The following is a 25966-nucleotide window of genomic DNA, read 5'->3' as shown; positions in this document are numbered from 1 at the left end:
CGCTCACGCTGAGTCCCGTCCCGCCCCGCTCGATCGCCTCGGCGGTGGCCCGCTGTGCGGCATGTGCCGCCGCGGTCTCGTTCACCTCACGCATGAGTGCCCTTCATGATGTGCGCTGTCGTTTCCCACATGGCCATCGGTCCGGTCACCGCTGCCGCCACGACCGGAACCCCCGAAGCTGTTCCGGCGTGACCACGGTCTCCAGTCGCTCGTCGTCCTGGTCGCCACCACCCAGCGCGGCCACCAGACGCCGGGCCGGTACGTTGCGTGCGGTGCGTTCCGCCGTCAGCCGGATCTTGGTACAGCCGAGTTGTTCGGCGCGGTCGGCGAGCCACTGCAACAGGCGTTCTTCGACGCCCCGGCCGAGTGCGCGGCAGCTCATCAGCCAGGCCAGTACGTCGAGCCGGTCGCCGTCGGCCCGTACGGCGAGGAGGCCGATCTGGCCGTAGTCGCCGAACCGGTCCCGCGCGGCGGCCGTCCACACCTCGCCGTGTTCCCGCCACCGGGCGAGGTCGCCGCCGTCGGCGGACCGGGCACGGAGGGTGAACTGGTTGGTGCGGCGCACGAGTTGCTCGGCCCGCTGCGCGTCCGCCTCGGACAGGGCCCGGATGTCGACCTCCAACTCCAGCCGCGCGAGGAACTCTTCGAAGCCGGCCTGTTCGCGTACGGCGTCCCGCTCCCGTTCCTGCTCGTAGAACCGGGCGCGCAGGGTGTCCTCGGCGGTCGTCGCGGCCGGGACGAGCGGCCACAACCGGCCGAGGAACTCCTCCAGTCGGTCCGCCGGCGGGCAGGTGAGCGACAGCACCTGCGGCAGTGCGGAGCGGACGCCGGCGATCTCCACTGGGTTGTCGTCGAGGAAGAGGAAGCTGTCGAGGCCGAGGCCGAGCGTGCGGGCCGCGTCCGCCAGGCGGCCCGACTTGGGTCCCCAGGTGGCGGAGAGCACGCTGAAGTGCTCGGCCTTCAGGAGGCTGTCGGGGCGGTCCAGGACGGCCCGTACGGTGTCCTCGTCGTTGTTGCTGACCAGCGCCAGCAGCGTGCCCGCCTCCCGCCACCGCAGCAGTCTGCGGGCGAGCAGGGCGCGCGGACCGGTGAGGTCGACCGCCTCGGGGCCGATCTCCCCGGCGACGCCGCCCCACAGGGTCTCGTCGCCGTCGACCGCGATCACCTTCGGCGCGGGGCGGCGGACCGCCCGTACGGCTTCGGCCAGGCGCAGGGCCACCGCCGCCTGGAAGTGCGGGGTGAACGGCAGGTGGGCCAGCCGTTCGGTCCGCTCGTCGAAGCGTTCGTCGACCTGGTGGTGGCGGGTCCAGTCGTCGGGGCCGAGCACCGCGATGCCGGGCAACTCGGCGAGTTCGGCGGCCACTTCGCGCTCCCAGCGGGTGAAGCGGTCCGTTGTGCGTGCGCACGGCAGGAAGCCGACCATCAGCGGCTTTCGGGTGCGCTCCGCCAGGGCCCGGAGCGCCGCGGGGTAGGCGGTGCGGAGCTCGGCGAGCAGTTCGTCGTCCACCGGACCGAACCGTTCGAAGTCCGCCGCCCGCAGCAGCACCGTGCCCACCGCCATGGCGGGATCGGCGAACGCGCCGGACGGATCCTGAAGGCTCGCGAGCACGTGGTGGTACGGGGCTTCCGCGACCGTCGGCCCGCCGTCCCGCGCGTCCTCGTCGACCGCCGCCTCGTACAGCGGCGGCAGGTTGCCGAGGGCGAAGGTGGCGGCGAGGGCGAGCGTGCCGTGCGCGACAACGGGCACCCTCGTCGTCCGCACCTGTGCCGTCGGCTCGTCGGCCGTCTCCTCCAGCAACCGCACCAACTCCTCCCCCAGCTCTGCCGTGCTCGCCGCGTCCAGGATGTCGAGGTTGTGGTCGAGCCGGACGCGGCCCGCGTCCGGGGTCAGGGTGATCATCAGGTCGAGGTCGGAGTAGCCGGTCCCGGCCGGCAGGACCTCGAGGTGGGTGAGACGGCCGGCGCCGGAGCGCACGTAGTTGAAGTACACCTCCACCAGCGGCGCGTTGGCCCGATGCAGGCCCTGCTTGGCAAGCGTCGCGAGCACGTCCGAGAACATCGCGCCCTTCGCGAGGATCTTCTCGAGGCGGCCGTCGGTGCGGCGCAGTACGTCCTCTATGCGTTCGTCGGCGCGGGCCTCGGCCGGGAACGGGACCGGGACGCCGTAGAAGCCCACCGCGTCGAACGCGTCGGCGTGGATACGGGTGTCCACGGGCACGGCGAGCACGAAGCGCTCGCGCTCCCGCAGCCTGGCCAGCAGGACGGTCAGGGTGCCCAGGCAGAACGCGGCGGGGGTGACGGCGAGTCGGCTCGCGGTCGCGGTCACGCGTTCCATGAGTCCGTCGGGGATCGTCACGGTCACGCTGCCGGCGCGGTACGACCGCGTCGCCGGACGGGGGTGGGCGAGCGTCAGGTCGAGCCGGGCACTGCCCTGGAACGCCTCGCGCCACTCGGCCGCGCCGGCGCCGGGCTCGCCGGTCTGCTGGGCCTTGATCAGCAGGTCGATGTCACGGTTGGTGACGGTGTCGCCCAGTGCGGTTCCGGACAGCTCGGCGTCGATCTCCCCGGCCACCAGCAGCAGCGACTGGAGGTCGCTCACGGCGTGGTGCGCGCCGAAGACCAGGGTCTGGCCCTGTGCACCGGCGTCGAGGAGTTCGAACCGCCACAGCGGCGGGGTCGTCAGGTCGAACGGTGGCTCCAGCAGGCGGCGCAGCCGGTCGGCGGCATCGGGAGTCCCGTCGGTGACGGTCGTCCAGCGCAGCACGGGCCGCGCCAACTCCCGCTCGACGAGCAGCTGTCGCCCGCCTTCCGCGCCGGTGACGATCGCGGTACGCAGTGCCGCGTGCCGTGCGGTGAGCCGGTCGAGGATGCCGGTGAGGACGTCTTGGCCGGTCGGCGTGGTGAGCCGTAGCGCGAGGCCGACCGCGTGGGCCGCGTCCGGCATGCCGGGCTGGGCGCTGCGCAGGAGTCGTACGACGTCACGGGTGGCGGGCCACAGTGCGGTCTCGGGTACCTCGGCGGCGGTCTCGGCCGGCTGGTCCTCGCGTTCCCCTTCGGGCAGCGCGGTGGCCAGGGCGCGGGCCAGGCCGCGGATGTCGGACGCCGAGAACACGGTGGCGGCCGGGAGTTCGGCGCCGAGTTCGCGGGCGAAGGCGTTGCGCAGGCGGACGAGCATGAGGGAGTCCAGGCCCAGTTCCTTCAGGGCCGTGGTCGCGGACACGTCCACGGCTCCGCCGGCGACCTGGCCGACCCGGGCCCGTACGTACGTTTCGAGCCGCTCGGCGCGTTCCTGGTCGGTGGTCGCCGCGAACACGCTCTTGACGAGGTCGTCGGAGCCGGCCGTGGGCGCCGGGGCGCCGACGAGGTCGGCGAGGATCGGGCGGGTGCGTGCCGCGTCCGGGTCAAGGGCCAGCAGCTCCCAGTCCAGGGCGAGGGGGGCGAGCTGGCGGCGCTCGGTGCCGAGCACCCGGTCGAACAACTCGCCGCCCTCCTGCGGGGAGAAGGCGACCAGACCGGACCGGCCGGTCTCGGCGGTCCGGGTGCCGGACGCGGCGACCATGCCGACGCCCGCCCAGGCGCCCCAGTCCAGGCTCAGCGCCCGGCGGCCGGTGCGGGACAGATGGTGGGCCCAGGCGTCGAGGAAGGCGTTGGCCGCCGAGTAGGGGCTCTGTCCGGCCGAGCCGAGGAGGCCGGCGGCCGAGGCGAACAGGACGAGGCTGTCGGCCTCCGGGACCAGTTCGGTGAGCAGGGCGGTGCCGAGGACCTTGGGGGCGAGGACGCGCAGGACGCGTTCGTCGGTCAGGTTGGTGACCGTGGCGTCGTCCAGCACACCCGCCGCGTGGACCACCCCGGCGATGGGCCCAGCCTCGTGTCGTACGGCGTCCAGGGCGGCCGTGAGGCTCTCACGGTCGGCGACGTCGGCGCGGGCGAGGTGCACGGTGATCCCGCGCTCCCCCAGTTCCGCGATCCAGTTCGCGGCGTCCTCGCCGGGCGTGCCGCGGCTCAGCAGGGCCAGTCGGCGGGCGCCCCGGCCCGCCAGTCGTTCGGCGACGACCCGGCCGAGGCCGCCCAGGCCGCCGGTGATCAGATACACGCCGTCCGGGGTGATCTCGCCGTGGCCGCCGTCGTCGGGGCGGGTGCGGGTCAGGCGCGGGACCAGGCGGCTGTCGCCGCGCAGGGCGACGAGGCGTTCGTCGTCGGCGTGCCGCAGCTGTGTCCACAGCGCGTCGACGCCGTCGGTGGGCGGCAGGTCGATCAGTGTGGTCGACAGTTCCGGGTGCTCCTGGGCCACGGCGAGGCCGAAGCCCCAGGCGAGCGCCTGCTCGGGGTGGGTGACCCGGGTGCTGTCACCGGCGGCCTGGCTGCCCCGTACGACCACGAACAGGCGGGGTGCGCGCCCCTGGGCCCGGTCGGCGAACGTCCGTACCAGGTGCAGGGTGTTCAGGCAGCACAGCCGGGCTGCCCGCTGTGCCGTGCCGGCGTCCTCGACGGGCGGGGCGTCGAGCGCCGACAGCTGGATCACGCGCTCGGGCGGTGCGTCGGCGAAGGCCTCGTCGAGGAGTCGGGTCAGCTGGCCCGGATCGGCCGGGTCGAGGACGTAGCGGCCCGGGCTCTCCATGGCGTACGCCGATCCGCTGCGGGCGATCACATGCGGCACGTCGGCCGAGCGCAGGCGCTCCCCGAGGGTGTCGGCCACGCCCGTCCCGTCGGCCAGGATCAGCCAACTGCCGCGGTTGGGCGGCTCCTCGGCGGCGGGGCGCGGCTGCCAGCGGGTTTCGAACAGTGCCCCGTCCAGGGGTGAGAGGGCGGCGAGTGCGAACTCCTCGGCCTCCAGCAGGAGTTGTTCGTCCTCGTCGTACAGACGCAGGTCGAGGGTGGCCGTGTCTCCGTCCAGGGAGCGCAGGGTGCAGGTCGCCCAGGCGGGTGCGGTGCCGCGTCCGGTGAAGCGGAGTCGGCCGACTCCGGCGGGTACGAACGCCCGGCCCTGGGGTGCGTCGCCGGGCAGGGCGGCCGTGTGGAACGCGGCGTCGAGGACGGCGGGGTGCAGCAGGTGGCCGTCGGCGGGCCTGCGGGTCAGCCTGCCGAGCGCCGCGTCGGCCGTGTGCCGGCCCTCCTCCAGGCCGCGGAAGGCGGGGCCGTAGTCGATGCCGAGGGCGGTGAGTCCGGCGTAGACGGCCGGGAGGTCGGACCGTTCCTCGCACCGCTCGCGCCACGCGGCGAGGTCCCCGCCCGTGGCCTCTTCCGGTGCGGTGACCGCGATCCGGCCGACCACGTGCCGCTCCCACGGTGTGCCGGTGGCCGCCGAGGCGATGGTGAAGTCCCGGAAGCCGTCCGCGGCCGGCTGGAGGACGAGTTGCAGCCGTACGGGCGTCTCCGCGTCCAGGCGCAGCGGCTGTACGAACCTGACGTCGGCCAGCCGCACTTCCCGCCCGTCCTGCACGGCGGTTGCGGCTTCCAGGGCCATGCCGAGGAAGGCCGCGCCCGGAAGCCAGACCTCGCCGGTGACCCGGTGGTCGGTCAGATAGGCGAAGCGGGGGTCGCGCAGGTCGACGTCGGTCTGGAAGAGGTGGCGGTCGGGTTCGTCGCTGGTCTCGACGTGGGTGCCGATCAGTGGCGAGCCGCTGCCGGTCGGGGCGGGTGCGAGCCAGTGGCGTTCGCGGGTGAAGGCGTACGTCGGCAGGTCGACGCGGCGCCCGGCCGGGAACAGCGCCGACCAGTCGGGGGCGTGCCCGGCGGTGTACAGCTCCCCCAGTCCGCGCAGGAGGGCGTCCTGGCCGCCGTCCCTGCGGCGCAGTGACCCGACGCCGACCGCTTCGACGCCTTCCTCGGCCGCCACGGCCTCGATCGACGCGCCGAGGGAGGGGTGCGGGCTCAGCTCGACGAAGTAGCGGTAGCCGTCGGCCAGCATCCGACGGACGGTGTCGGCGAAACGGACCGGCTCGCTGAGATTCGCGAACCAGTACCCGGCGTCCAGCCGCTCCCCGGGCACCGGCTCGGCCAGGACCGTCGAGTACAGCGGGGTCGGCGTCGCGGTTCCCCGGACGGCGGCGAGACGGCCGAGGAGTTCCTCGCGCAGCGGGTGCATCAAGGGGGTGTGCGAGGCGAACGGGGTCGACAGCCGGCGGGCGGGTATGTGCCGCTCCTCCAGGTGCCGGGCCAGGTCGGCGAGGGCTTCGGCGTCGCCGGAGACGGCTGTGGAGTGGGCGCTGTTGACCGCCGCGACGAACAACCGGCCGGCGTAGGGCGTGAGCAGTTCCTCGACCTGCGGGCGGGCCAGTTCCAGGGCCAGCATGCCGCCCCGGCCCGCCAGCGGTACGACGGCCTGAGCCCGCCCGGTCACTACGGTCACGGCGTCGTCCAGGGTGAGCGCGCCCGCGCTGTACGCGGCGGCGATCTCACCGAGGCTGTGCCCGGTCACCGCGTCCGGAGTGATGCCGAGCGAGCGCCAGGCGGCGGCCAGTGCCGCGTTGACGGCGAACAGCACCGGCTGGAGGATCTCCGTCCGGTCGAGGCCTGTGGTGTCCTGCGGGTCGCGCAGGACGTCGAGCACGGACCAGCCGGCGTGCCGGCCCACCGCCTCGTCGATCCGGGTCAGCTCGTCCCGGAACACCTCCGACTCGGCGAGCAACTGCTCACCCATACCGGGCCATTGACCGCCGTGCCCCGAGAAGACGAAGGCGACCTTGCCCGCGTGCTCCTCGCGGACCGGCGCGATCGGCGTCCGTCCCTCTGCCAACGCTTCGAGCCCCGCGAGGAGTTGGTCCCGGTCGCCCGCGACGAGTGCCGCGCGCCGCTCGAAGTGGCTGCGGTGCCGGGCCAGGGTGTGAGCGACGTCGGACAGGTCGGTGTTCTCGGTGAGGTGCGCGGCCAGCCGGGTGGCCTGTTGCCGTACGGCGGTGTCGTTGCGCCCGGACAGCACGAACAGCGGCTCGCCCAAGGCAGGTTGGGGCATGGACTCGACCTCGACGCGCGGGGCGGGGGCCTCCTCCACGATCACGTGCGCGTTGGTACCGCTGATCCCGAAGGCGCTCACCCCCGCCCGACGCGGCCGCTCGGCCGACGACGGCCACGGCACCGGCTCCTGGAGCAGGCGCAGCCCGCTGTCGTCCCAGTCCACGTGACGGCTGGGCAGGCCGGCGTGCAGGGTGCGCGGCAGCGTCTCGTGCCGCAGCGACTGCACCACCTTGATGAGTCCGGCGACGCCCGAAGCGGCCTGTGCGTGCCCGATGTTGGACTTCAGCGAGCCCAGGTACAGCGGGCGGTCCTGGGGGCGGGCGTCGCCGAAGACTTCGGCAAGGGCGTTCGCCTCGATGGGGTCACCGAGGGTGGTGCCGGTGCCGTGGGCCTCCACGTAGTCGATGTCGGCGGGCTCCAGCGCGGACAGATCAAGGGCGCGCCTGATCACCTGTGCCTGCGCGGGACCGTTCGGCGCGGACAGGCCCTGGCTGCGGCCGTCCTGGTTGACGGCGGTGCCGCGCAGCACGGCCAGCACCTCGTCGCCGTCCCGGCGGGCGTCAACGAGCCGCTTGAGTACGACCATCCCCGCACCCTCGGCCCAGATGGCACCGTCGGCCGCGTCGGCGAAGGAGCGGCAGCGGCCGGTCGGGGACAGTCCGCGCAGCCGGCTGAACTCGACGAAGGTCTGCGGTGTCACCATCAGGGTCACCCCGCCGGCGAGCGCGAGGTCGCACTCGCCCGCGCGCAGCGCCTGGGCCGCCAGGTGCACCGCGACGAGGGACGACGAGCAGGCGGTGTCGACGGTCAGCGCGGGACCGTTCAGGCCGAGCGTGTAGGCGAGCCGGCCGGAGGCGACGCTGAGGGCGGTGCCGGTGCCGACGTATCCGTCGAGCTGCTCGAGCCGGGAGCCGGACAGGTAGTCGCTGCCGAACATGCCGACGTACACGCCGGTGGTACTGCCCGCGAGCCGGGACGGCACGATGCCGGCGCGTTCCAGCGCCTCCCACGTCGTCTCCAGCAGGAGTCGCTGCTGGGGGTCCATGGCGGCGGCCTCCTTCGGGGTGATGCCGAAGAAGCCCGCGTCGAAGGACTCGATGTCGTCGAGGAACCCGCCTTCGCGGGCGTATGACTTGCCCATCGCCTCGGGATCCGGGTCGTACAGCGACTCGACGTCCCAGCGCCCGGCGGGGAACGGACCGACCGCGTCACGGCCCTGGGTGACGAGGTCCCACAGGTCCTCCGGGTCGCTCACGCCGCCGGGCAGGCGGCAGGCCATGGCGACCAGGGCGACGGGCTCGTCGGTCGCCGGTGTCGTCGCCGGGCGGATCGTCGGCCGGGCCGGGGCCGCGCGGGGGGTTGCCGCGAGGACGGTGGTCAGGAGGTGGTCGGCGAGGCGGGTCGGTGTGGGGTGGTCGAAGAGGAGGGTGGCGGGGAGTCTGGTGCCGAGGCGGGCGCTGATGCGGTTGCGCAGTTCGACCGCCGTCACCGAGTCCATGCCGAGGTCGCGCAGCGGCTGGTCGGGGCGTACGGCCTGCGCCGAGCGCATGCCGAGCGCGAGGGATGCCTCCTCGCGGACCAGGGCGAGGACACGGGCGGCTCGTTCCTCCTCGGGCAGTCGGGCGAGGCGGTCCGCGAGGCCCTGGCCGGTGTCACGACCGGTGCGGGGCGCGGGCAGCAGCGAACGCCAGAGGGCGGACGTCGGGCCGTCCGTCGTGGCCGCGTTCTTCCGCAGCCGCGGCAGGTCCAGGGCCCAGGCGACCAGGTGCGGGCTGCCGCGGCGCAGGGCGAGGTCGACGAGGTCGCGCCCCTGGTCCGCGGTGAGGGCGCGCTGGCCGAGGCGGGCCATGCGGTCGAGGTCCGCGTGCGCGGCGGCCAGTCCCTCGCCCGCCCACGCGCCGAACGACACCGAGACGCCGGGCAGGCCCAAGGCGCCGCGATGGTGGGCGAGTTGGTCGAGGAAGGCGTTGGCGGCCGCGTAGTTGGCCTGGCCCGGGTTGCCGAGGACACCGGCCGCCGAGGAGACCAGAAGGAAGAGGTCGAGCGGCAGGCCGGCGGTGAGGCGGTGCAGGTGGGCGGCGCCGTCGGCCTTGGGGCGCAGGACCTTGGCGAGGCGCTCGGGGGTCAGTTCGGCGACGATCCCGTCGGCCAGGACGCCGGCGCAGTGCACGACGCCGCGCAGGGGCAGCTCGTCACCGACGCCGGCGAGGAGGTCCGCCACCGCCGCTGCGTCGGCGATGTCGCACGCCGCCACCTCGATCTGGGCGCCGAGGGCGGTCAAGTCGGCGATGACGTCGGCGGTTCGGGCGTCCGCAGGCCCCTGACGAGACGTCAGCAGCAGACGGGCAACGCCTCGTTCGGCGAGCAGGCGGGCGATGTGGCGGCCAACGGCGCCCAGTCCGCCGGTGATCAGCACGGTGCCGTCGGTGGGGATCTCGTTCGGGATGCTCGCCGCGTCGACCGGACGGGCCCGCACCAGCCGGGGGGCGAGCAACGCGCCTTCTCGGACGGCGAGTTCGGGCTCGTCCGTGGACGCGACGGCGGACGTCAGGGCGGCGGCGGGATCCGACGCGTCGAGGTCCAGCAGGGTGAGACCGAGGTCGGGATGTTCGGCGCGGGCGCTGCGGGCCAGGCCCCAGAGCACCGACTGGGCGAGAGCGGGCACGGTGTCGCCGTCTCCGGCCGCGACCGCACCCCGGGTCACCCACACGGTCCGGGCCGGCGCCTCCTCGGCCGGCAGGGCGATCAGCGCCTGCAGTTCGGCGAGGGCGGTGGCCGCCAACTCCTGTGCGACAGCGGCGCTTTCCTCGTCCGCCGCCGGGCGCGGCCAGAACCGTACGCGGACGTCGGTGCCCGCGCCTGACGTCAGGAGGCCGCTCACGGCCTCGGCGACCTGCGGTTCGGCGCGGTCACCGACGACGGTCCCCACCGTGCCGGGCGTCTCGGCCGCCGGCACATCGACCGCCGTCCACGCCACCTCGTACAGATGCCGCCCGTTCTCCGAACCGCCTCGCAGGTCCGCGGGGCTCGCCGCGCGCAGTCGTACGGACTCCAGGCGGCCCGCGAGGAGACCGTCGGTGTCCCACAGGGTCACGTCCAGGGTCACGTCGGTGCCCGAGCCGCCGGTCCGCCGTACGGACGCGGTCAGGTCCGTGGCACCGCCGGGCGGCAGGACGCAGCGGCCGACCGCGACCGGGAGCAGGACCCGGTCCTCGGACGCGTCGAACGCGGCGGCGACGTGCAGCGCGGCGTCCAGGAGCGCCGGGTGCACCGGGTAGGGGTCGTCCGCTTCCCGGGCCACGGACGGCAGGGAGAGCCGGGCGAGGAGTTCGCCGTCGCCGGTGGCCACGGCCTGCCGTACGCCCTGGAAGGAGGGGCCGTAGCCCAGACCGAGGCCGGTCAGGCGTTCGTACGTCTGCTCGCTCCAGGCTTCTTCGGCGGTCTCCGGCCACACCGGTGGCTGCCCCGCCGTCGCGGCGGCCGGCTCCGCGGCCGACGCCGTGGCGTGCAGCGTCCACCCGACGGACTCGTCGCCGCGTGGGCGACTGTGCACGGTGATCTCCGGAACCGGACCGGCGGTGGTCACCTCGACGGACACCTCGACCGTGCCGACGGCGGGCAGGGTGAGGGGGGCGAGGAGGAGCAGGTCGGTGATGTCACCCGGGCGGGCCACCGCCAGCGCGGCGCGGCACAGTTCCATCAGGGTGGTGCCCGACACCACCGTGCGGCCGAACACGGTGTGGTCGGGCAGCCAGTCGGCGGTGGCCGTCGACCATTCGTTGCGGAACGTCCAGCGGGTCTCGTCCGGGGACTGGAGCTGGATGCCGAGCAGGGGGTGGGCCGCGCGGTCGAAGAAGCCGGGGCTCCCGGTGGCGGTCGCGGGCTCGGTCCAGTGGCGCTGCTGGTCCCAGGCGTACGTCGGCAGGTCCGCCGGGGCGGTGTCCGGCACCAGGCGGCGCCAGTCGATGTGCCGTCCGTGGACGTGGAGTTCGGCGGCGGCGCGGTCGAGGCAGGCCGGGCCGTCCTCGTCCCGGCGCAGCGAGCCGACGGCCGTGAGGTCGTGGTCGGTGTCCTCGGCGACCGTGCGCAGGGCCGTCAACAGGGCGGGGTGGGGGCTGAGTTCGACGAAGTGGCGGTACCCGTCGGCGGCCATGCGCTCGACGGTGGACGCGAAGCGGACGGGCTCGCGCAGGTTGGTGTACCAGTAGTCGGCCTCGAGTTCCCCGGTGACGGGTTCGCCGGTGACCGTGGAGTACCAGGCGACGGAGGTCGGGTAGGTGGTGACCCCGTCGAGTTCGTCGAGGATCGTCGTACGGACCGGCTCGACCTGGGCGCTGTGGGAGGCGTAGTCGACGTCGAGGCGGCGGGCGAACACCTGCTGCCGGTCGAGGTCGGCGAGCAGGGACTGCACGGAGTCCGTGTCACCGGCGATCACGGTCGACCGGCCGCTGTTGACGGCCGCGACCGAGATACGGCCGTCGTGCTCGGCGAGGCGTGCGGTCACTTCGGTGTGCGGGAGGGCGACGACGGCCATGGTGCCGGTGCCGGACAGGTCGGTCAGGGCCTGGCTGCGCAGCGCGACCACGGCCGCGGCGTCGTTGAGGCTGAGTGCCCCGGCGACGCAGGCCGCGGCGACCTCGCCCTGGCTGTGCCCGATCACCGCGTCGGGGCGTACGCCGCGGGCCCGCCACACGGCCGCCAGGGACACCATCACGGCGAAGAGGACCGGCTGGACGACGTCCACCCGGTCCAGGGAGGGGGCGCCCGCGTCGCCGCGCAGGACGGACGCGACCGACCAGGTGGTGAACGGGCGCAGCGCGGCGTCGCAGCGGTCGAGTTCGTCGGCGAAGACCGCGTCGCTGTCGAGCAGGTCGCGGGCCATCCCGGTCCACTGGGAGCCCTGGCCGGGGAAGACGAAGGCCACCTTCCCGTGCGGTCTGGCCTGTTGGGGGCCGACGATCTGATCCAGGTCGGGCTGCCCCTCGGCCAGCCGGCGCAGTGCGGTCAGCAGCGCGTCGCGGTCGCCCGCCTGCACGACGGCACGGTGCTCGAAGTGCGTGCGGTGGTGGGCCAGCGTGGCGGCCACGGACGACAGCGGCGCGTACGGCTCGTCTGCGAGGGCCCGGTGGAGCCGGTCGGCCTGCCCCTGAAGGGCGGGGAGAGTACGGGCGGAGAGCGGGAAGAGGCACGGCACGGGGCGGTCGTCGGCGCTCGGACGGACCGGGTCCTTCGAGGTCTCCTCGCTCGCCCGAACCGGCCACCGCTCCGGCTCCCCGCCCGCCCGGGCCGGATCCCGCGGCGCCTCCTCCAGCACCACGTGCGCGTTCGTGCCGCTGATGCCGAACGCGCTCACGCCGGCCCGCCGTATTCGCTCGTCGTCGCGGGGCCAGTCCCGGGCGGCGGTGAGCAGGGTCAGGCCGCTGTCGGGCCAGTCGACGTGTTCGGTGGGGGTGCCGGCGTGCAGGGACGCCGGGAGTCGCTCGTGGGCGAGGGACAGTACCGTCTTGATGACGCCGCCGATGCCCGCGGCGGCCTGGGTGTGGCCGAGGTTGGACTTCAGCGAGCCGATGCCGAGCGGCCGGTCGGCGGGGCGGCCGGGGCCGAACACGGCGGCCAGTGCCCGCCCCTCGATGGGGTCGCCGAGCGGGGTCCCGGTGCCGTGGGTCTCGACGTAGTCGAGGTCGTCGGGCCGGAGACCGGCCGCGTCGAGGGCGGCGCGCACCACCCTTTCCTGCGCGGGGCCGTTGGGGGCGCTCAGGCCCTGGCTGCGGCCGTCCTGGTTGATCGCCGAACCCTTGACGACCGCGAGGACCCGGTCCCCGTCGCGGCGGGCGTCGGCCAGCCGCTTGAGCAGGACCAGTCCGCAGCCCTCGGCCCACACCACGCCGTCCGCGCCGGCGGAGAAGGGCGCGCACCGCCCGGACGGCGACAGTCCGCGCAGCCGGCTGAACTCGACGTGCCCGCGCGGGGTCACCAGCAGCGTGACCCCGCCGGCCAGCGCCAGGTCGCACTCGCCGCCCGCCAGCGCCCGCGCCGCCAGATGGAGGGCGACGAGGGAAGAGGAACAGGCGGTGTCGACGGTGACCGCCGGGCCCTGGAGGCCGAGGGTGTAGGCGATGCGTCCCGAGGCCACGCTGGCGGCCGAGCCGGTGCCGACGTGCCCGTCGAGTTGGTCCAGCGGGGCCGAGGCGAGATAGCCGCTGTCGTAGAGGCCGACGTATACGCCCGTGGAGCTGCCGTTCAGTGTCTCCGGGACGATCCCGGCGCGCTCGATCGTCTCCCAGGCGGTCTGCAGCAGGAGCCGCTGCTGCGGGTCCATGGCGGCGGCCTCGCGCGGCGAGATGCCGAAGAAGGCGGCGTCGAAGCGGTCGATGCCGTTGAGGTAACCGCCGCGCAGGGAGTACGCCGTGCCGGTGGCCTCCGGGTCCGGGTCGTACAGGCCCTGGGTGTTCCAGCGGCCCGGCGGTACCTCGGTGACGACGTCCTGGCCGGCGGACAGCAGCCGCCACAGCGCCTCGGGGTCGTCGGCGCCGCCCGGGAAGCGGCAGGCCATGGAGACGATCGCGATGTCGTCGTCCGCTCGTACCGGAGTCACGGACGGAGACTCGGCGACGGCAGGAGCCGGGGCGTCACCGAACACGGCCTCGGCGAGTGCCGCGACGGTCGGGTGGTCGAAGACGAGGGCCGGATTGAGGGTCCGGCCCGTCCGCTCCGAGAGTTCCGCGGCCAGGGTCACCAACTGGCGGGAGCCCAGGCCGAATTCGGCGATCGGCCGGTGCGGGTCGACGGCCAGCGGGTCCAGCCCGGATGCCTCGGCCACGGCGGACACCAGCCACGCCCGCACCCCCTCGGGTGTGGTGACGGACTGCTTCGGGGACTCGTTCGCAGGCATCTGGGGAGGTGTCCTCGTGACGTCGGGCTCGGGCTGATTCCCGTACGGGCGAAAAGGGCGATACGGCCGGCGGGGCGGGCGTACGACGGAACACGCGGCCGGTGTACGGCCGCCTGGCCGCCGTCGGCGCCAAGGGGTGTGCGCCGACGGCGGGTGATCTCAGCGGGTGGCGAGCACGGCGAGGGTGCCGCCGAGGTGGGCCGCTCGGGAGGCGTGGCGCTGGATCTTGCCGCTGGACGTCTTGGGGATCGTGCCGGGGTGGACCAGGACCACGTCCCGCACGGGCACGCCGTGCGCCTCGCCGATCGCGCTGCGGATCAGGTCGGTGATCTTCTCCGCCTCGCCCGCGGCCTCGGGGGCCGCCTCGGCGACGAGGACGACCTGCTCGCCCTCCACTCCCCCGTCTCCCCCGTCGACGGAGAAGGCGGCGGTGCAGCCGGGGCGCAGGGCGGGGTGGGCCATCTCGGCGGACAGTTCGAGATCCTGCGGGTAGTGGTTGCGGCCGTCGATGACGATGAGGTCCTTGAGGCGGCCGGTGACGAACAGTTCGCCCTCGCGCACGAATCCGAGGTCGCCGGTGCGCAGGAAGCGGCCCGCGCGGCCGGCGAGGGTGGCGCGATAGGTCTCGCGGGTGGCGAGAGTGTTTCGCCAGTAGCCCTTGGCGACGCTCGCGCCGGCGACCCAGATCTCGCCGACCTCGCCCTCGGGGAGTTCCTCGTGACGTTCGGGGTCGGCGATCACCAGGGTCACGCCCGGGCCGGGCCGGCCGCAGCCGACCGCCGCCGCGTCCGCCTCGCCCGCGTGCGGTCCGGTGTCCGCGGCGGCGAGGAGAGCGGGCGGAGTGTCCACCCGGCCGCCGGTGACCATCACGGTGGACTCGGCCAGGCCGTAGCAGGGGTAGAAGGCCTCGCGGCGGAAGCCGGCCGGGGCGAAGGTATCGGTGAAGCGCCGCAGGGTGGCGGGCCGTACCGGTTCGGCGCCGTTGAAGGCGACCTTCCAGGACGTCAGGTCGAGTTCGTCGACGCGTTCCGGAGTGGCGTGCTTCAGACACAGCTCGTAGGCGAAGTTGGGGCCGCCGCTGGTGTGCGGGCGATACCGGCTGACGGCCTCCAGCCAGCGGTCGGGGCGCTGGAGGAAGTGCAGCGGGGAGAAGAGGGTGGCGGTGACGCCGAGGTAGAGCGTGTTCAGGACCGGGCCGATGAGGCCCATGTCGTGGTACATCGGCAGCCAGCTGACGATCAGTTCGCGGCCGTACTCCTCGATGGTGTCCGGGGTGTGGCCCATCCGTTCGGTGATGACCCGCTCGTTGTCGAGCAGGTTGCCGTGGGTGACGACCACGCCCTTGGGGGCGGAGGTGGAGCCGGAGGTGTACTGGAGGAAGGCGACCGAGTCGGCGGTGAGCTCGGGTTCGCGCCATGAGGCGGCCTGCTCGTCGGGGATGTCCTCGGTGGCCACACAGGTGAGGTCGGCCAGCTCGGGCAGCTGCTCGGCCATGCCGGTCAGGGCGGCGATCACCTCGCGGCCGCCCAGGATGACCTTGGCGTCCGCATCGGCTATCAGGCGTCTCATCCGGGTCAGCGCACGGTGGTTCTGCGCGCGGCCCTGCGGGGGCACGCCCGGAACGGCGACGACCCCGGCGGACAGGCAGCCCAGGTAGCCGGTGATGAACTCCAGGCCGGGCGGGTAGAGCAGCATGGCCCTGGACCCGGTCAGGCCGCGTTCCTGGAGCCAGGCGGCGACGGCCCGGGCACGTCCGGCCAGACGCCCGTAGGAGATGTCCTGGATCTCCCCGCCGCAGTCGCCCGTGACGAGGAAGCGGTACGCGGTCCGGTCGGGCTGGTGCGAGGCGTGCGTGGTCAGCAGGTCGACCAGGGAACGAGCCATATGTACGTGTCTCACCTGTCTGGATAGGTGGCGAGGAACTGGAGTTCGAGAGTCACGGCAAGGGTGGGCACGCAAGCCGCGGGCGGACCGGCCCCCTTGCCCGTCCGTCCCTCTCGACCGCTCGCCCGAGGTGTCGCGACACCACTTGCTACCGGCGAGTAACACGCTAGCAAGCCCTACGGCCCCGGCGGGCCGCCACAGTGTAAACCCTGTGCGTCAAACGGAATTTGAGAGCTCAACGACATGCCCGCTCATCATGGGACGGCTGCACGCAAAAGGCCCCGACACCGAGCATCTCGGTGTCCGGGCCTTGCGGGCCGGTTGCCGTCAGCCGCCGTCGAGTCGGGCGCGCAGAAGCCCCTTGCCCAGTTCGGCACCCTTGCGGCTGTCCGCCTGGGCCTTGCGGAACAGGTCGGCGACCTCGCTGTCCTTCTCGCGCTCGGCGTCCTGGATGTAGCTCTCCAGGCGCAACGCGTTGCTCAGGCACGCTTCCACATACCAGATCAGGTTGTAGTCCTTGTCCGGCGTACCGGTCACGCCGCCGGTCTCCGTGCTGCTGGTCATTCGGACCTCCTCCAGCGGTAGACGTTCCGGGACCGCCCGGGTACCCGCCCTCTGGCCGGGCACACCGCCCAGCAATTCCGACAGTTGCCACAGAAGCGAACAGAGTCCGGGCACTTTCGAAGCGATGTTTCCATCGACCGTGCGAGACCGGTCGATGACGGTGTGTACTGTGCTGCGGGTGCCTCGCGTGAGGGCTTCGTGCTCTCCGCTGCCCGGTTTCTCCCCACCCCCTCACGGATCTCTCCCGACTTTCCCTTGGAACCGATTCGATGATCGAATTACCGGACCTGGTGGCCGGCGGTCTCGCCGCCGGCACACTGTCCGCGCTCGTCCTCGGCGGCGGGTTGCTGCGATCTCGGCGCCAACAGGCCGCGCAACGTACGGAGATCACCGCGCTGCGCGCCCAACACGACGGCGTGGTACGGGTGTTCACGGCCGAGGTGGAGCACCTGGCGGCGCAGCGCGTACCCGCCGCCGCCCGCCGACTGGCCCATCCGCACGTGGTCGTCCCGGGCCCCCTGGATCCGCAGATCGCCGGGGCACCGCTCGGCCTCGCGCTGGAGAACGTGCTGAGCGGGCTGCGGGCCGAGCTGGCCGCGCAGCGCACCCGGATCGACGCGGCCGCGCAGGCCGGGATGCGCGGGGCCACCCGCGAGATCCAGGCCGCGCTGTACCGGCTCCAGGACGCGCTGCGCGGACTGCAACAGCGCTATGACGACCCCGAGTTGGCACAGACGCTGTTCCAACTGGACCACGAGAACGAGCAGTCGCTGCGGCGCGCGCAGGTCGCCGCGGTGGTGTGCGGGGCCTGGGTCGGACTCGCCCGCGAGGAGTCGCATCTGGTGGAGGCGGTGACGGGCGGCCAGGCCCGGCTGGCGGGCTACCACCGGGTCCGGGTGCACAACCATCTGGAACCGGGCACCGCGCTGGTCTCGCACGCCGTCGAACCGGTCGCGATCATCGTCGCGGAGCTCCTCGACAACGCGCTGCGGCACTCCGCGCCGGACACCGACGTCCTGGTCAATCTGGAGCACGTCCATCACGGCGTCTGCGTCACCGTCGACGACGCGGGCCTTGGCATGACCCAGGACGAACGGGCCCGTGCGCGGCGGCTGGTGGCCGGTTCCGAGCCGATCCTGCTCACCGACCTCGGCGATCCGCCGCGCATGGGGCTCGCCGCGATCGGCCAGCTCACCCGGCAGTTCGACCTGGGCGTGGACCTTTCCTCGCCGTCGCCCTACGGTGGGGTGCGCGCGGTGCTGAGGGTCGACAGTCACCTCCTGAGCCGCATCGACCCCGTCGAGCACCCGCCTGCGGCCAGCACACCGCGCTCGACCCGCAGGTCCGCACCGCAGGCACCGGTCGCCGTCTCCCACGGCCACGACGATGGCGAGCAGAGCCACGAGTACGGGGCCGAGCCGAGCGACGACGCCGCCACCGCCGTATCGGGCCATCAGGCATCGCAGGCCGACGCGGGCGGACTGCCGCGGCGGCGGCGCCGGACCCGCGGCGCAACCCCGGACGCACCCGCGCCGGAGCGGGCCGCAAGCCGCCCGGAGGAAGCCGCGGCCGCGCTCGGCGCACTGCAGTCCGGCACCGCCGCGGCCCGCGGGCACACCGAGGGCGTACCGGAGGAAACCGCCGTACCGGGGCATCAGACATCGCAGACCGACGCGGGCGGACTGCCGCAGCGGCGCCGCCGGACCCGCGGCGCAACCCCGGACGCACCCGCGCCGGACCAGCCGGCAAGCCGCCCGGAGGAAGCCGCGGCCGCGCTCGGCGCACTGCAGTCCGGCACCGCCGCGGCCCGCGGGCACACCGAGGGCGCGCGGATCGCCGTACGGGAGGAGACCGCCGTACCGGAAGCGACTGCGCACGACACCGAACAGGCCGACTACGGACAGACCGACTACGAAGGGGGAGCGGCTCGATGACCAGCCGCGATGCGGGCGACCAGGCGTGGGTGCTCGAACCGATCCTGCAGGTTCCGCATGTCGTCGCCGCCGTCCTGCTGACCAGGGACGGACTGGTGACGGGTTACACGGAGGCGCTGTCGCAGGCCTCGGCCGAGCGGGTCGCCGCGATCACGAGCACCGTGCAGGGCGCGTGCCGTGCCGCGGCCGCCGCGTTCGCCGACGCCGACCGGGCCGAGGTGCGGCAGGTCGTCGTCGAGTCGGACCACGGCTACGTCCTGATCGTGCCGACGGACCACGGCACCTGTGTGGCCGCCTACGGGGACGGCGAGGTGCGCCTCGACCTGCTCGCGCACCGCGTGCACTCGCAGGTGGCGCGGCTGGGCGAGAAGGCGATGGCCGCGGCGACCCGAGGGGCCGATGGCGGCACACCGGCATGACCGGCCGCCGGGCCGGCCGTCCCTTGGTTCCCGCGTATCTGTCGACGGGCGGCGTGGCCCGGACCGGCAGGCCGCAGCTGGAGCGGCTGTCGGTGCTCACCCGCAGCGGTGTGCCGGTGGCGACAGGGCTGTCCGCCGGTCTGCCCGCCGCCGCGCTCGCCCTGCTCGACGCCCTGGAGGACGGGTCGCTCACGGTCGTGGAGGCGGCGGCGCTGCTGCGGCTGCCGGTCTCGGCGGTCCGGGTCCTGGCCGCCGACCTGATCGACCAGGACCTGGTACTGGCCCGCCCGCCGATCCCGCCCGCCGAACGCTTCGACCCCGACCTGCTGAAGAGAGTGGCCGATGGCCTGCGCACCCTCAAGCACGACTAGCGGGATCCACCTGCCCGACACGGCTCGTGACCTGGTCAAGATCCTGGTCGCGGGCCCCTTCGGGGTGGGCAAGACGACACTCGTCGACTCGGTGTCCGAGATCCGTCCGCTGCACACCGAGGAGCCTCTCAGCGAGGCCTCCGCGCGGGTGGACGATCTTGACGGGGTACGGGACAAGTCGACGACGACCGTCGCCGTCGACTTCGGGCGGATCAGCCTGCCGGGCGGGATCGTGCTCTACCTTTTCGGCACGCCCGGCCAGGAGCGGTTCCGGTCGGTGTGGGACGACATCGCGTACGGGGCACTCGGCGCCCTCGTGCTGGTCGACAGCCGCCGGATCGACGCGTCGTTCGACGTGCTCGGGCTGGTGGAGGAGACCGGGCTGCCGCACGCGGTGGCCTTCAACGCCTTCCCCGACGCGCCGGGCCACTACACCGAGGCGCAGGTGCGCGCCGCCCTGGATCTGGAGCCGGGCACGCCGATCGTGACGTGCGACGCCAGGGACGCCAACTCCTCGATCGACGCGCTGCTCGCGCTGGTCCACCACCTGATCGACCGCCACCCCCCGGAGCACCGGTGACCACCTATCCGCCGCCCCAGCAGACCTTCTCCCGCTCGACGCCCGTGCGGCTGTGGGAGGACGGCTTCGCACTGGACCCGTACCGCTACTATGCCGCCCTGCGGGCCCAAGGCCCCGTCGGCTGGGCGGAGTTGTCGCCGGGCGTGCCGGCGTACGTCGTCACGGACCGGCGGGCCGCGCTGGATCTGCTGAACGACACGGACGCGTTCTCGCACGACCCGCGGCCCTGGGAGTCGACGGTCGCGGACGACTCGCCGGTGCTCGGCATGATGCGCTGGCGGCCCAACTCGCTGTTCGCGGACGGCGCCGCCCACCTGCGCTACCGCGGTGCGCTGATCGACACCTTCGAGCAGGTCGAGCCGCACGACCTGCGGGCGCGGGTGCACCGGGCGGTGCGTCTGCTGGTGAGCCGGATCGGACCGCGCGGCGAGGCGGATCTGGTGGGCGAGTTCGCGCGGCCGCTGATGGCGCTGGTGTTCAACAGCCTCTTCGGGCTGCCGGACAGTCGCAGCGACGGGCTCGACTCGGCGCTCGGCAAGATGATGGAGGGCGGCGCCGAAGCGGCCCGGGGCGAGGTGGAGTTCAGCAGGTACGTCCTTGGACTGATCGCCGCCAAGACGGAGCGGCGCGGCGACGACCTGCCGAGCCGGCTCCTGGACCATCCGGCCGGGCTGACCCCGGAGGAGGTCGCCTGGCAGGTGTTCCTGACGCTCGGCGCCGGGCACGAGCCGACCGCGAACCTGGTGTCCAACGCGCTGTCGCGGATCCTCGGCAACCCGCTCTACTACTCCACCCTCACCAGCGGTGCCCGGACCGTGACGGACGCCGTGGTCGAGGTGCTCCACCACGAGACACCGCTGGCGAACTACGGCATCCACTACGCCCGCCGTCCCGTGACCCTCCACGGGGTGTGGATCAGGGCGGCCGTCCCGGTCGTGATCTCCTACGGGGCGCTCGCCCACAGCGCCGAGCAGGAGGTCACCAGCGGCCGCCACCCCAAGGACGCCTCGCACCTGTCGTGGTCGGCCGGCCCGCACGCCTGCCCGGTCAAACAGCACACACTGCTCATCGCGACCGAGGCGATCGAACAGCTCACCCAGTGGCTGCCCGACCTCGAACCCGTCGTCCCCCGCGAGCGCCTCAGCTGGCGGCCCGGCCCGTTCCACCGCTCGCTCACCTCGCTGCCCGTCCGGTTCAGCCCCCGCTCCCCCGACCAGCCAGGAGCCCCGTCGTGACCGCGACCGACCGCATCGACCGCTTTGTCATCGACCCCTTCGGATCCGACATCGCCGGCGAGAGCGCCCGGCTGCGCGCCCTCGGCCCGATCGTGCCCGTGGAGCTGCCGGGCGGCATCCCCGCCTGGGCGCCCACCGGCTACGACGTCCTCAAGGGCCTCATCCTCGACCCGCGGGTCAGCAGGGATCCCCGCAAGCACTGGCGGCTGTGGCCCGAGGTCGACGAACACCCGTCCTGGGGCTGGGTCCTGGGCTGGGTGGGCGTGGTCAACATGCTCTCGACGTACGGCGCCGACCACGCCCGGCTGCGCAAGCTGGTCGCGCCGAGCTTCACGCACCGGCGCACCGAGGCGATGCGGCCGCGGGTGGAGGCGATCACCACGGAGCTGCTGGACGCGCTGGAGGCCGCCGACACCGACGTCGTCGACATCAAGGCGGGGCTCGCTCAGCCCCTTCCGATGCAGGTCATCTGCGAACTGTTCGGCGTGCCCGAGGAGTTGCGGGCGGACACCGGGCGGCTGATCGCGGCCATCATGGACACCTCCGACCCGAGCCCGGAGCACGCCGCGTTCGTGCAGCAGCAGATCGGCACGGTGCTGCCCGCGCTCATCGCGCACCGCAGCGAGCACCTCGGCGACGACCTGACGACGGAACTGATCCGGGTCCGGGACGAGGACGGCGACCGGCTCAGCGACGAGGAACTCCTGTACACGCTGCTGCTGGTCATCGGCGCCGGATTCGAGACGACGGTCAACCTCATCGGCAACGCGGTCGTCGCCCTGCTCCGGCGTCCCGAGCAGCTGGCGGCCGTACGGTCCGGGGAGATCGGCTGGGACGCGGTGGTCGACGAGACACTGCGGGTCCACCCCTCCATCGCCTCGCTGCCGCTGCGGTTCGCCGTCAGCGACCTCACCGTCGGCGACGTCACCGTTCCGGCCGGGGACGCGATCATCACGACGTACGCCGCCGCGGGCCTGGATCCCGCGCACTACGGGCCGGACGCGGACGCCTTCGACGCGGCGCGCGGGGCCGACGACCACCTGGCGTTCGGGATCGGCGTGCACCGGTGCATCGGCGCGCCGCTGGCCCGTACGGAAGCTCTGACCGCACTGCCGGCGCTGTTCGAGCGGTTCCCGGACCTGCGGCCGGCCGTGGACGCGGACGAGCTGCGGCAGGTTCCGTCGTTCATCGCGTTCGGCTGGCAGGAGATTCCGGTACGGCTGCACCGCTGACCGGAGGGTCAGTACGCCTGCGCGGAAGTGAGGCGCGGGAGCGCGACCGGTCCCCCGTTCCGGTCGGGCCCCCGCGGTGCCTAGAACTTACGTGTGAAACGGAACAGATGTGAATCGCGTCGATGCCCGCTGTGCCGTGCACAGGGCTCACCCGTGCACAGGTGAGTCCGGATGGCCCGGTTTCGCCCGGTCGAGGACGGGCGGTTCGAGGTCGCCCAGGACCAGGTGGGCCAGGACGACCTCGTAGAGATCACTGCCGGCGGCCAGCAGCCGGCGTTCGAGGACGGGTTCCGCGCTGCGGACGTGCTCGCGCACGGTCTGCGCGTGCATGCCGAGTGTCTGGGCGGCCCGTTCGGAGTTCCCGCCCGCCGCGATCCAGGTGCGCAGCGTCCGGCGCAGGTCCCGGGCGTCGGCGTCCAGCCGGCCGAGGAGGCCGTGCGCCCACGTGTGGACCGCGGTTCCGGCGAGAAGGTCGGCGAGCCGGGTGGGGGCGGTTTGCTCCGCACCCCGCGCGGCCGGGATCTCGGCCAGGCCGACCTGGGTGTTGAGGGCGAGGTGGGCGGCGGCGCGGACGGTCAGGTCGGAGAAGTCGGTGCCCAGCATGCCTTCGACGCGTTCCATCCGGGCGCGGACGGTGTTGCGGCTGACGCCGAGGACCTTCGCCGCGTTGACGGCGGTGAACTCCAGCCCGAGCCGCGTGGTGGCGAGGAGTTCGGCGCGGGTGTGGTGCGGCAGGGTGTCGAGCGGGCGCAGCACCTGGGCGGTCCAGTCGCGCAGGGCGCCGGGGTCCATCAGACGTTCGGGGTGGGTGCGTTCGGCGTAGACGGCCGCCTTGTCGGGCCGGAAGTGCGCGACGGCGAGGGCGCTGACGGCCTGCCCGTAGGCGGTGGCCGTGCGGGCCAGGCTCTGCCGGACGCTGCCGCCGAGGAAGACGCCGGGGTTGCGCCCGATGAGCGATCGCAGGGCCTCACCGACCGCGTCCCAGGGGGTCACGACGATCACGTGCCCGTCCATGGCGGGGCAGCGCACGACGAGGGCCTGCTCCTGGATCGCCGCGAGGCACTCCTCGGCGATGCGGTCGCGTTCCTCGGCGTCGCCCTCGAGGACGTAGACGCAGGCCGTGTCCGTGTCGAGCAGCCCCGGCCACAGGCCCGCGGCGACCCGGCGGGCGGACACCGTGTCCTCCACCATCAGCAGTTGCAGGATCGCCAGCCGCAGATCGGAGGTCGCCCGCTCCAGCCGGCGTCCGGCGACGGTCGACTCACGTGCCCGCAGCAGCAGTTCGACGACCTGCGCGGTGTGCGTCACGATGTCGGACGCCCGCCGGTCGAACGGCGACGCGCGCGCCACCGCGAGAACGCCGGCCGAGGACGGGGCCGGCCGCTCCACCCTGACCAGCCGCAGGTGCCGGCCCTCCCCCTCCCACGCGGCGGAGGCGATACGCCCGGCGACGATGTCCGCGACCAGGCCCGCGTCACGATCCGCGTCCAGGCGCACCGGGCTGCCGCCGAGGAGCACGCCGGCGCCGTCCTGGAGGGAGGCCTCGCCGCGCACGGCGTCGGCGAGCCACGCGACGACCCGGCGTACGTCGCGCCCGGTCGGCCGCAGCTGGTCGAGCAACTCCTGCGCCCATGCCGCGTCCGTGCCCGTCACCTCCGGGTGACGGAATCCGTCCTCTCGGCCAGCCACGTCGGCCCTCTCCTCGCCCCTCGCATCGCCCGGCATTTCGGTCGGGGACGTTACCTCACACCTGCCGGACCTCCGCCCGGGCGAGCGCTCGTCCCGTCACCCACGCGAACGTGCCGGTGGTCGCCGGGAGAGTCAAGGCCGCTCGCCGTGGCTGGATTCAGGTGAGCACCGAGCCCGTTCCCTGCGGGTCGAAGCCGGCGAGGGCCTCGTCGATGCGGGCGAGGGTGTCGGCGTGCAGGTCGACGCGGGCGGCGGAGAGGTTCTCGGCGATGTGGGCCGGGGTGCGGCTGCCGGGGATCGGCACCACGTGGTCGTCCTGGTGCAGCAGCCACGCCAGCGCCAACTGGCCCGGGGTCAGCCCCAGGTCGGCCGCGATGCCGCGCAGCGGGGCGTAACGGTCGTTGTTCGTCTTGAGGTTGGCCTCGTCGAAGCGCGGGATGTTGCGGCGGAAGTCGTCCTGGGCGAGGTTCTGCACGGTGCCGGCCAGGAAGCCGCCGCCCAGCGGGCTCCAGGCCACGATCCCGACGCCCAGTTCGCGGGCGGCCGCATGCAGTTCGGGCTCGACGGGCTGCCACATCGACCACTGGGTCTGCACCGCGGCGACCGGGTGGACCGCGTGGGCCCGGCGCAGCTGGTCGGCCGTGACGTTGGACAGGCCCAGGTGGCGCACCAGGCCGTCCTTCACGAGGTCCGCGACGGCGCCGACGGTGTCCTCCAGCGGGACCTGCGGGTCGGGGAAGTGCGGGTAGTACAGGTCGATCACGTCGGTGCCCAGGTTGCGCAGCGACTGCTCGGCGTACCCGCGTACGTAGCGGGGCTCGGCGTTCACGGCGAGCTCGCCGAAGGCGTACGACACCGGGAAGCGGTGGCCCTCGGCGCCCTCGGGGACGCGGAAGCCGAACTTGGTGGCGACGGCCACGCCGTCCCGGCGGCCCTTGAGGGCCTCGCCGACGACGCGTTCGTTGTGGCCGTCGGCGCCGTAGCCGTCGGAGGTGTCGATCAGGGTGGCGCCCTCGTCGAGTGCGGCGCGCAGTGCGGCGACGGCTCGCTCGTCGTCGATCTCGCCGTACATGCCGGGTGACAGCACCATCGCGCCGAAGCCGATCGCGGAGGTCTCGAGGTCGCCGAGGAAACGGCGGGGCAGGGTGGTCATCGGGTTGCTCCTGGTGTCCGGTCTCGTGCGATCTCTTGGATCGCTTGTGGTCTCGGTCTGTTGCGGTCTCGATGTCTTGCGGTCTCGATGTCTTGCGGTCTCTTATGGCCCCAGCCTGTCCCCGGTTCCCTGCCGTCGTCCAAGACCTAGCGCTATAACCGTTGGTTATGGACGTTCATCTGCGCGACCTTCGGTACTTCACGGTGCTCGCGGAGCATCTGCACTTCACCGTGGCGGCCCAGAAGCTCTTCATCTCACAGCCCGCGTTGTCGAAGCAGATCCGGGCGCTGGAGCGGCAGTTGGGTTTTCCGCTGCTGGAACGCAGGCCCCGCGAGGTCGTCCTGACGCCCCAGGGACAGGCTCTGCTGCCGAAGGCCCGGCAGCTGGTGGCGGCCTGGGACGAGGCCTGGCGGGAGGCGCGGGCCGCCGGTCCGACGTTCTCGCTCACCGTCGGCATGCAGACGGCCGTCGGCCGTGACCTGCAGCGCGAGGCGCTGGCCCGGTTCCGGGACCAGGGCTGGCGGATCTCCCTGCGGCTGGTCAGCTGGGAGGACCCGACCGCGGGGCTCCGCGACGGAGGGTCTGACGTCGCGTTCCTGTGGCTGCCGCTGCCCGCGCCCGGCCTCGTCTCGCGCACGCTGGTCCGCGAAGACCGCTGGGTCGCCCTGCCGGCCGGCCATCGGCTCGCCGCCCGGCCGACGGTGGACTTCGCCGACCTCACCGACGAACCCTTCCTGGCACTGCCCCGCTCGGCCGGACCGGTGCGGGACTTCTGGCTGGCCACCGACGCGCGCGAGGGCCTCGAGCCCCGGATCGGCACCGAGGTGACGTCTCCCGCCGACACCTTCGAGGCCGTCGCCTCCGGACTGGGCGTGGCCCTGCTGGCGGAGGGCAACGCCCGGCTCTACCCGCGCCCCGACGTGATCTGTCGCCCCGTGCGGGGCCTGGCACCGGCGGAGCTGGCCCTGGTGTGGCGCGCCGACGACGCCCGGCCCGAGGTGGCGGAGTTCGTGGCCGCGTTCACACCGCTCCCGTGACCGGCACACCATCCCGCCCACG

Annotated in this window: 12 protein-coding genes; 7 read left to right on the top strand and 5 right to left on the bottom strand. The window is 73.5% G+C overall.

Annotated elements, in window-relative coordinates; genetic code table 11:
* Window positions 1–145: 145 nt before the first annotated feature.
* From OG252_RS48075 to OG252_RS48065, 3 genes are all read right to left on the bottom strand, one after another.
* Complete coding sequence (locus OG252_RS48075; RefSeq protein ID WP_329344468.1) at window positions 146–13846, bottom strand: SDR family NAD(P)-dependent oxidoreductase; 13701 nt, start codon at window positions 13844–13846, stop codon at window positions 146–148.
* Window positions 13847–14005: 159 nt separating this feature from the next.
* Entirely contained in the window at window positions 14006–15730 is a 1725-nt protein-coding gene (locus OG252_RS48070) for a fatty acyl-AMP ligase (protein WP_329344466.1), read from the bottom strand.
* 327 nt (window positions 15731–16057) lie between these two features.
* The gene (locus OG252_RS48065) at window positions 16058–16294 is read right to left on the bottom strand and encodes a hypothetical protein (protein WP_266446145.1); all 237 of its coding nucleotides are present in this window, start codon (window positions 16292–16294) and stop codon (window positions 16058–16060) included.
* Between the two features lie 269 nt (window positions 16295–16563).
* Here OG252_RS48065 and OG252_RS48060 point away from each other — a divergent pair, with 269 nt between their 5' ends.
* The 6 genes from OG252_RS48060 to OG252_RS48035 are packed head-to-tail and all read left to right on the top strand — an operon-like array spanning window position 16564 to window position 22065.
* Complete coding sequence (locus OG252_RS48060) at window positions 16564–18228, top strand: ATP-binding protein (RefSeq protein WP_329344463.1); 1665 nt, start codon at window positions 16564–16566, stop codon at window positions 18226–18228.
* Window positions 18225–18647 (top strand): roadblock/LC7 domain-containing protein, encoded by a 423-nt coding sequence (locus tag OG252_RS48055; protein WP_266446140.1) that lies wholly within the window; start codon window positions 18225–18227, stop codon window positions 18645–18647. Before OG252_RS48060 ends, OG252_RS48055 begins: the two co-directional genes overlap by 4 nt.
* On the top strand, window positions 18644–19018 hold the full coding sequence (locus OG252_RS48050; protein WP_266446138.1) for a DUF742 domain-containing protein: 375 nt from the start codon (window positions 18644–18646) through the stop codon (window positions 19016–19018). The genes OG252_RS48055 and OG252_RS48050 overlap by 4 nt, the downstream gene beginning before the upstream one ends.
* The gene (locus OG252_RS48045) at window positions 18990–19598 is read left to right on the top strand and encodes a GTP-binding protein (RefSeq protein ID WP_266446135.1); all 609 of its coding nucleotides are present in this window, start codon (window positions 18990–18992) and stop codon (window positions 19596–19598) included. The genes OG252_RS48050 and OG252_RS48045 overlap by 29 nt, the downstream gene beginning before the upstream one ends.
* A complete protein-coding gene (locus OG252_RS48040) occupies window positions 19595–20833 on the top strand; it encodes a cytochrome P450 (protein WP_329344459.1) in 1239 nt (412 codons plus the stop codon). Before OG252_RS48045 ends, OG252_RS48040 begins: the two co-directional genes overlap by 4 nt.
* Entirely contained in the window at window positions 20830–22065 is a 1236-nt protein-coding gene (locus OG252_RS48035) for a cytochrome P450 family protein (RefSeq protein ID WP_329344457.1), read from the top strand. Before OG252_RS48040 ends, OG252_RS48035 begins: the two co-directional genes overlap by 4 nt.
* Before the next feature lie 147 nt (window positions 22066–22212).
* Here OG252_RS48035 and OG252_RS48030 read toward each other — a convergent pair whose 3' ends face one another.
* Together OG252_RS48030 and OG252_RS48025 are read right to left on the bottom strand one after the other, a co-directional pair.
* The gene (locus OG252_RS48030) at window positions 22213–23754 is read right to left on the bottom strand and encodes a helix-turn-helix domain-containing protein (protein ID WP_266446128.1); all 1542 of its coding nucleotides are present in this window, start codon (window positions 23752–23754) and stop codon (window positions 22213–22215) included.
* 157 nt (window positions 23755–23911) lie between these two features.
* A complete protein-coding gene (locus tag OG252_RS48025) occupies window positions 23912–24907 on the bottom strand; it encodes an aldo/keto reductase (RefSeq protein ID WP_329344454.1) in 996 nt (331 codons plus the stop codon).
* A gap of 167 nt (window positions 24908–25074) precedes the next feature.
* Between OG252_RS48025 and OG252_RS48020 the strand changes: the two genes are divergently transcribed.
* Window positions 25075–25944, top strand: a complete 870-nt coding sequence (locus OG252_RS48020) for a LysR family transcriptional regulator (protein ID WP_329344452.1) — start codon at window positions 25075–25077, stop codon at window positions 25942–25944.
* Window positions 25945–25966 lie beyond the last annotated feature (22 nt).

It is taken from the genome of Streptomyces sp. NBC_01352, assembly GCF_036237295.1.
In the GTDB taxonomy this organism is placed as follows: domain Bacteria; phylum Actinomycetota; class Actinomycetes; order Streptomycetales; family Streptomycetaceae; genus Streptomyces; species Streptomyces plumbiresistens.
This window is presented reverse-complemented; position numbering and strand designations above follow the sequence as displayed.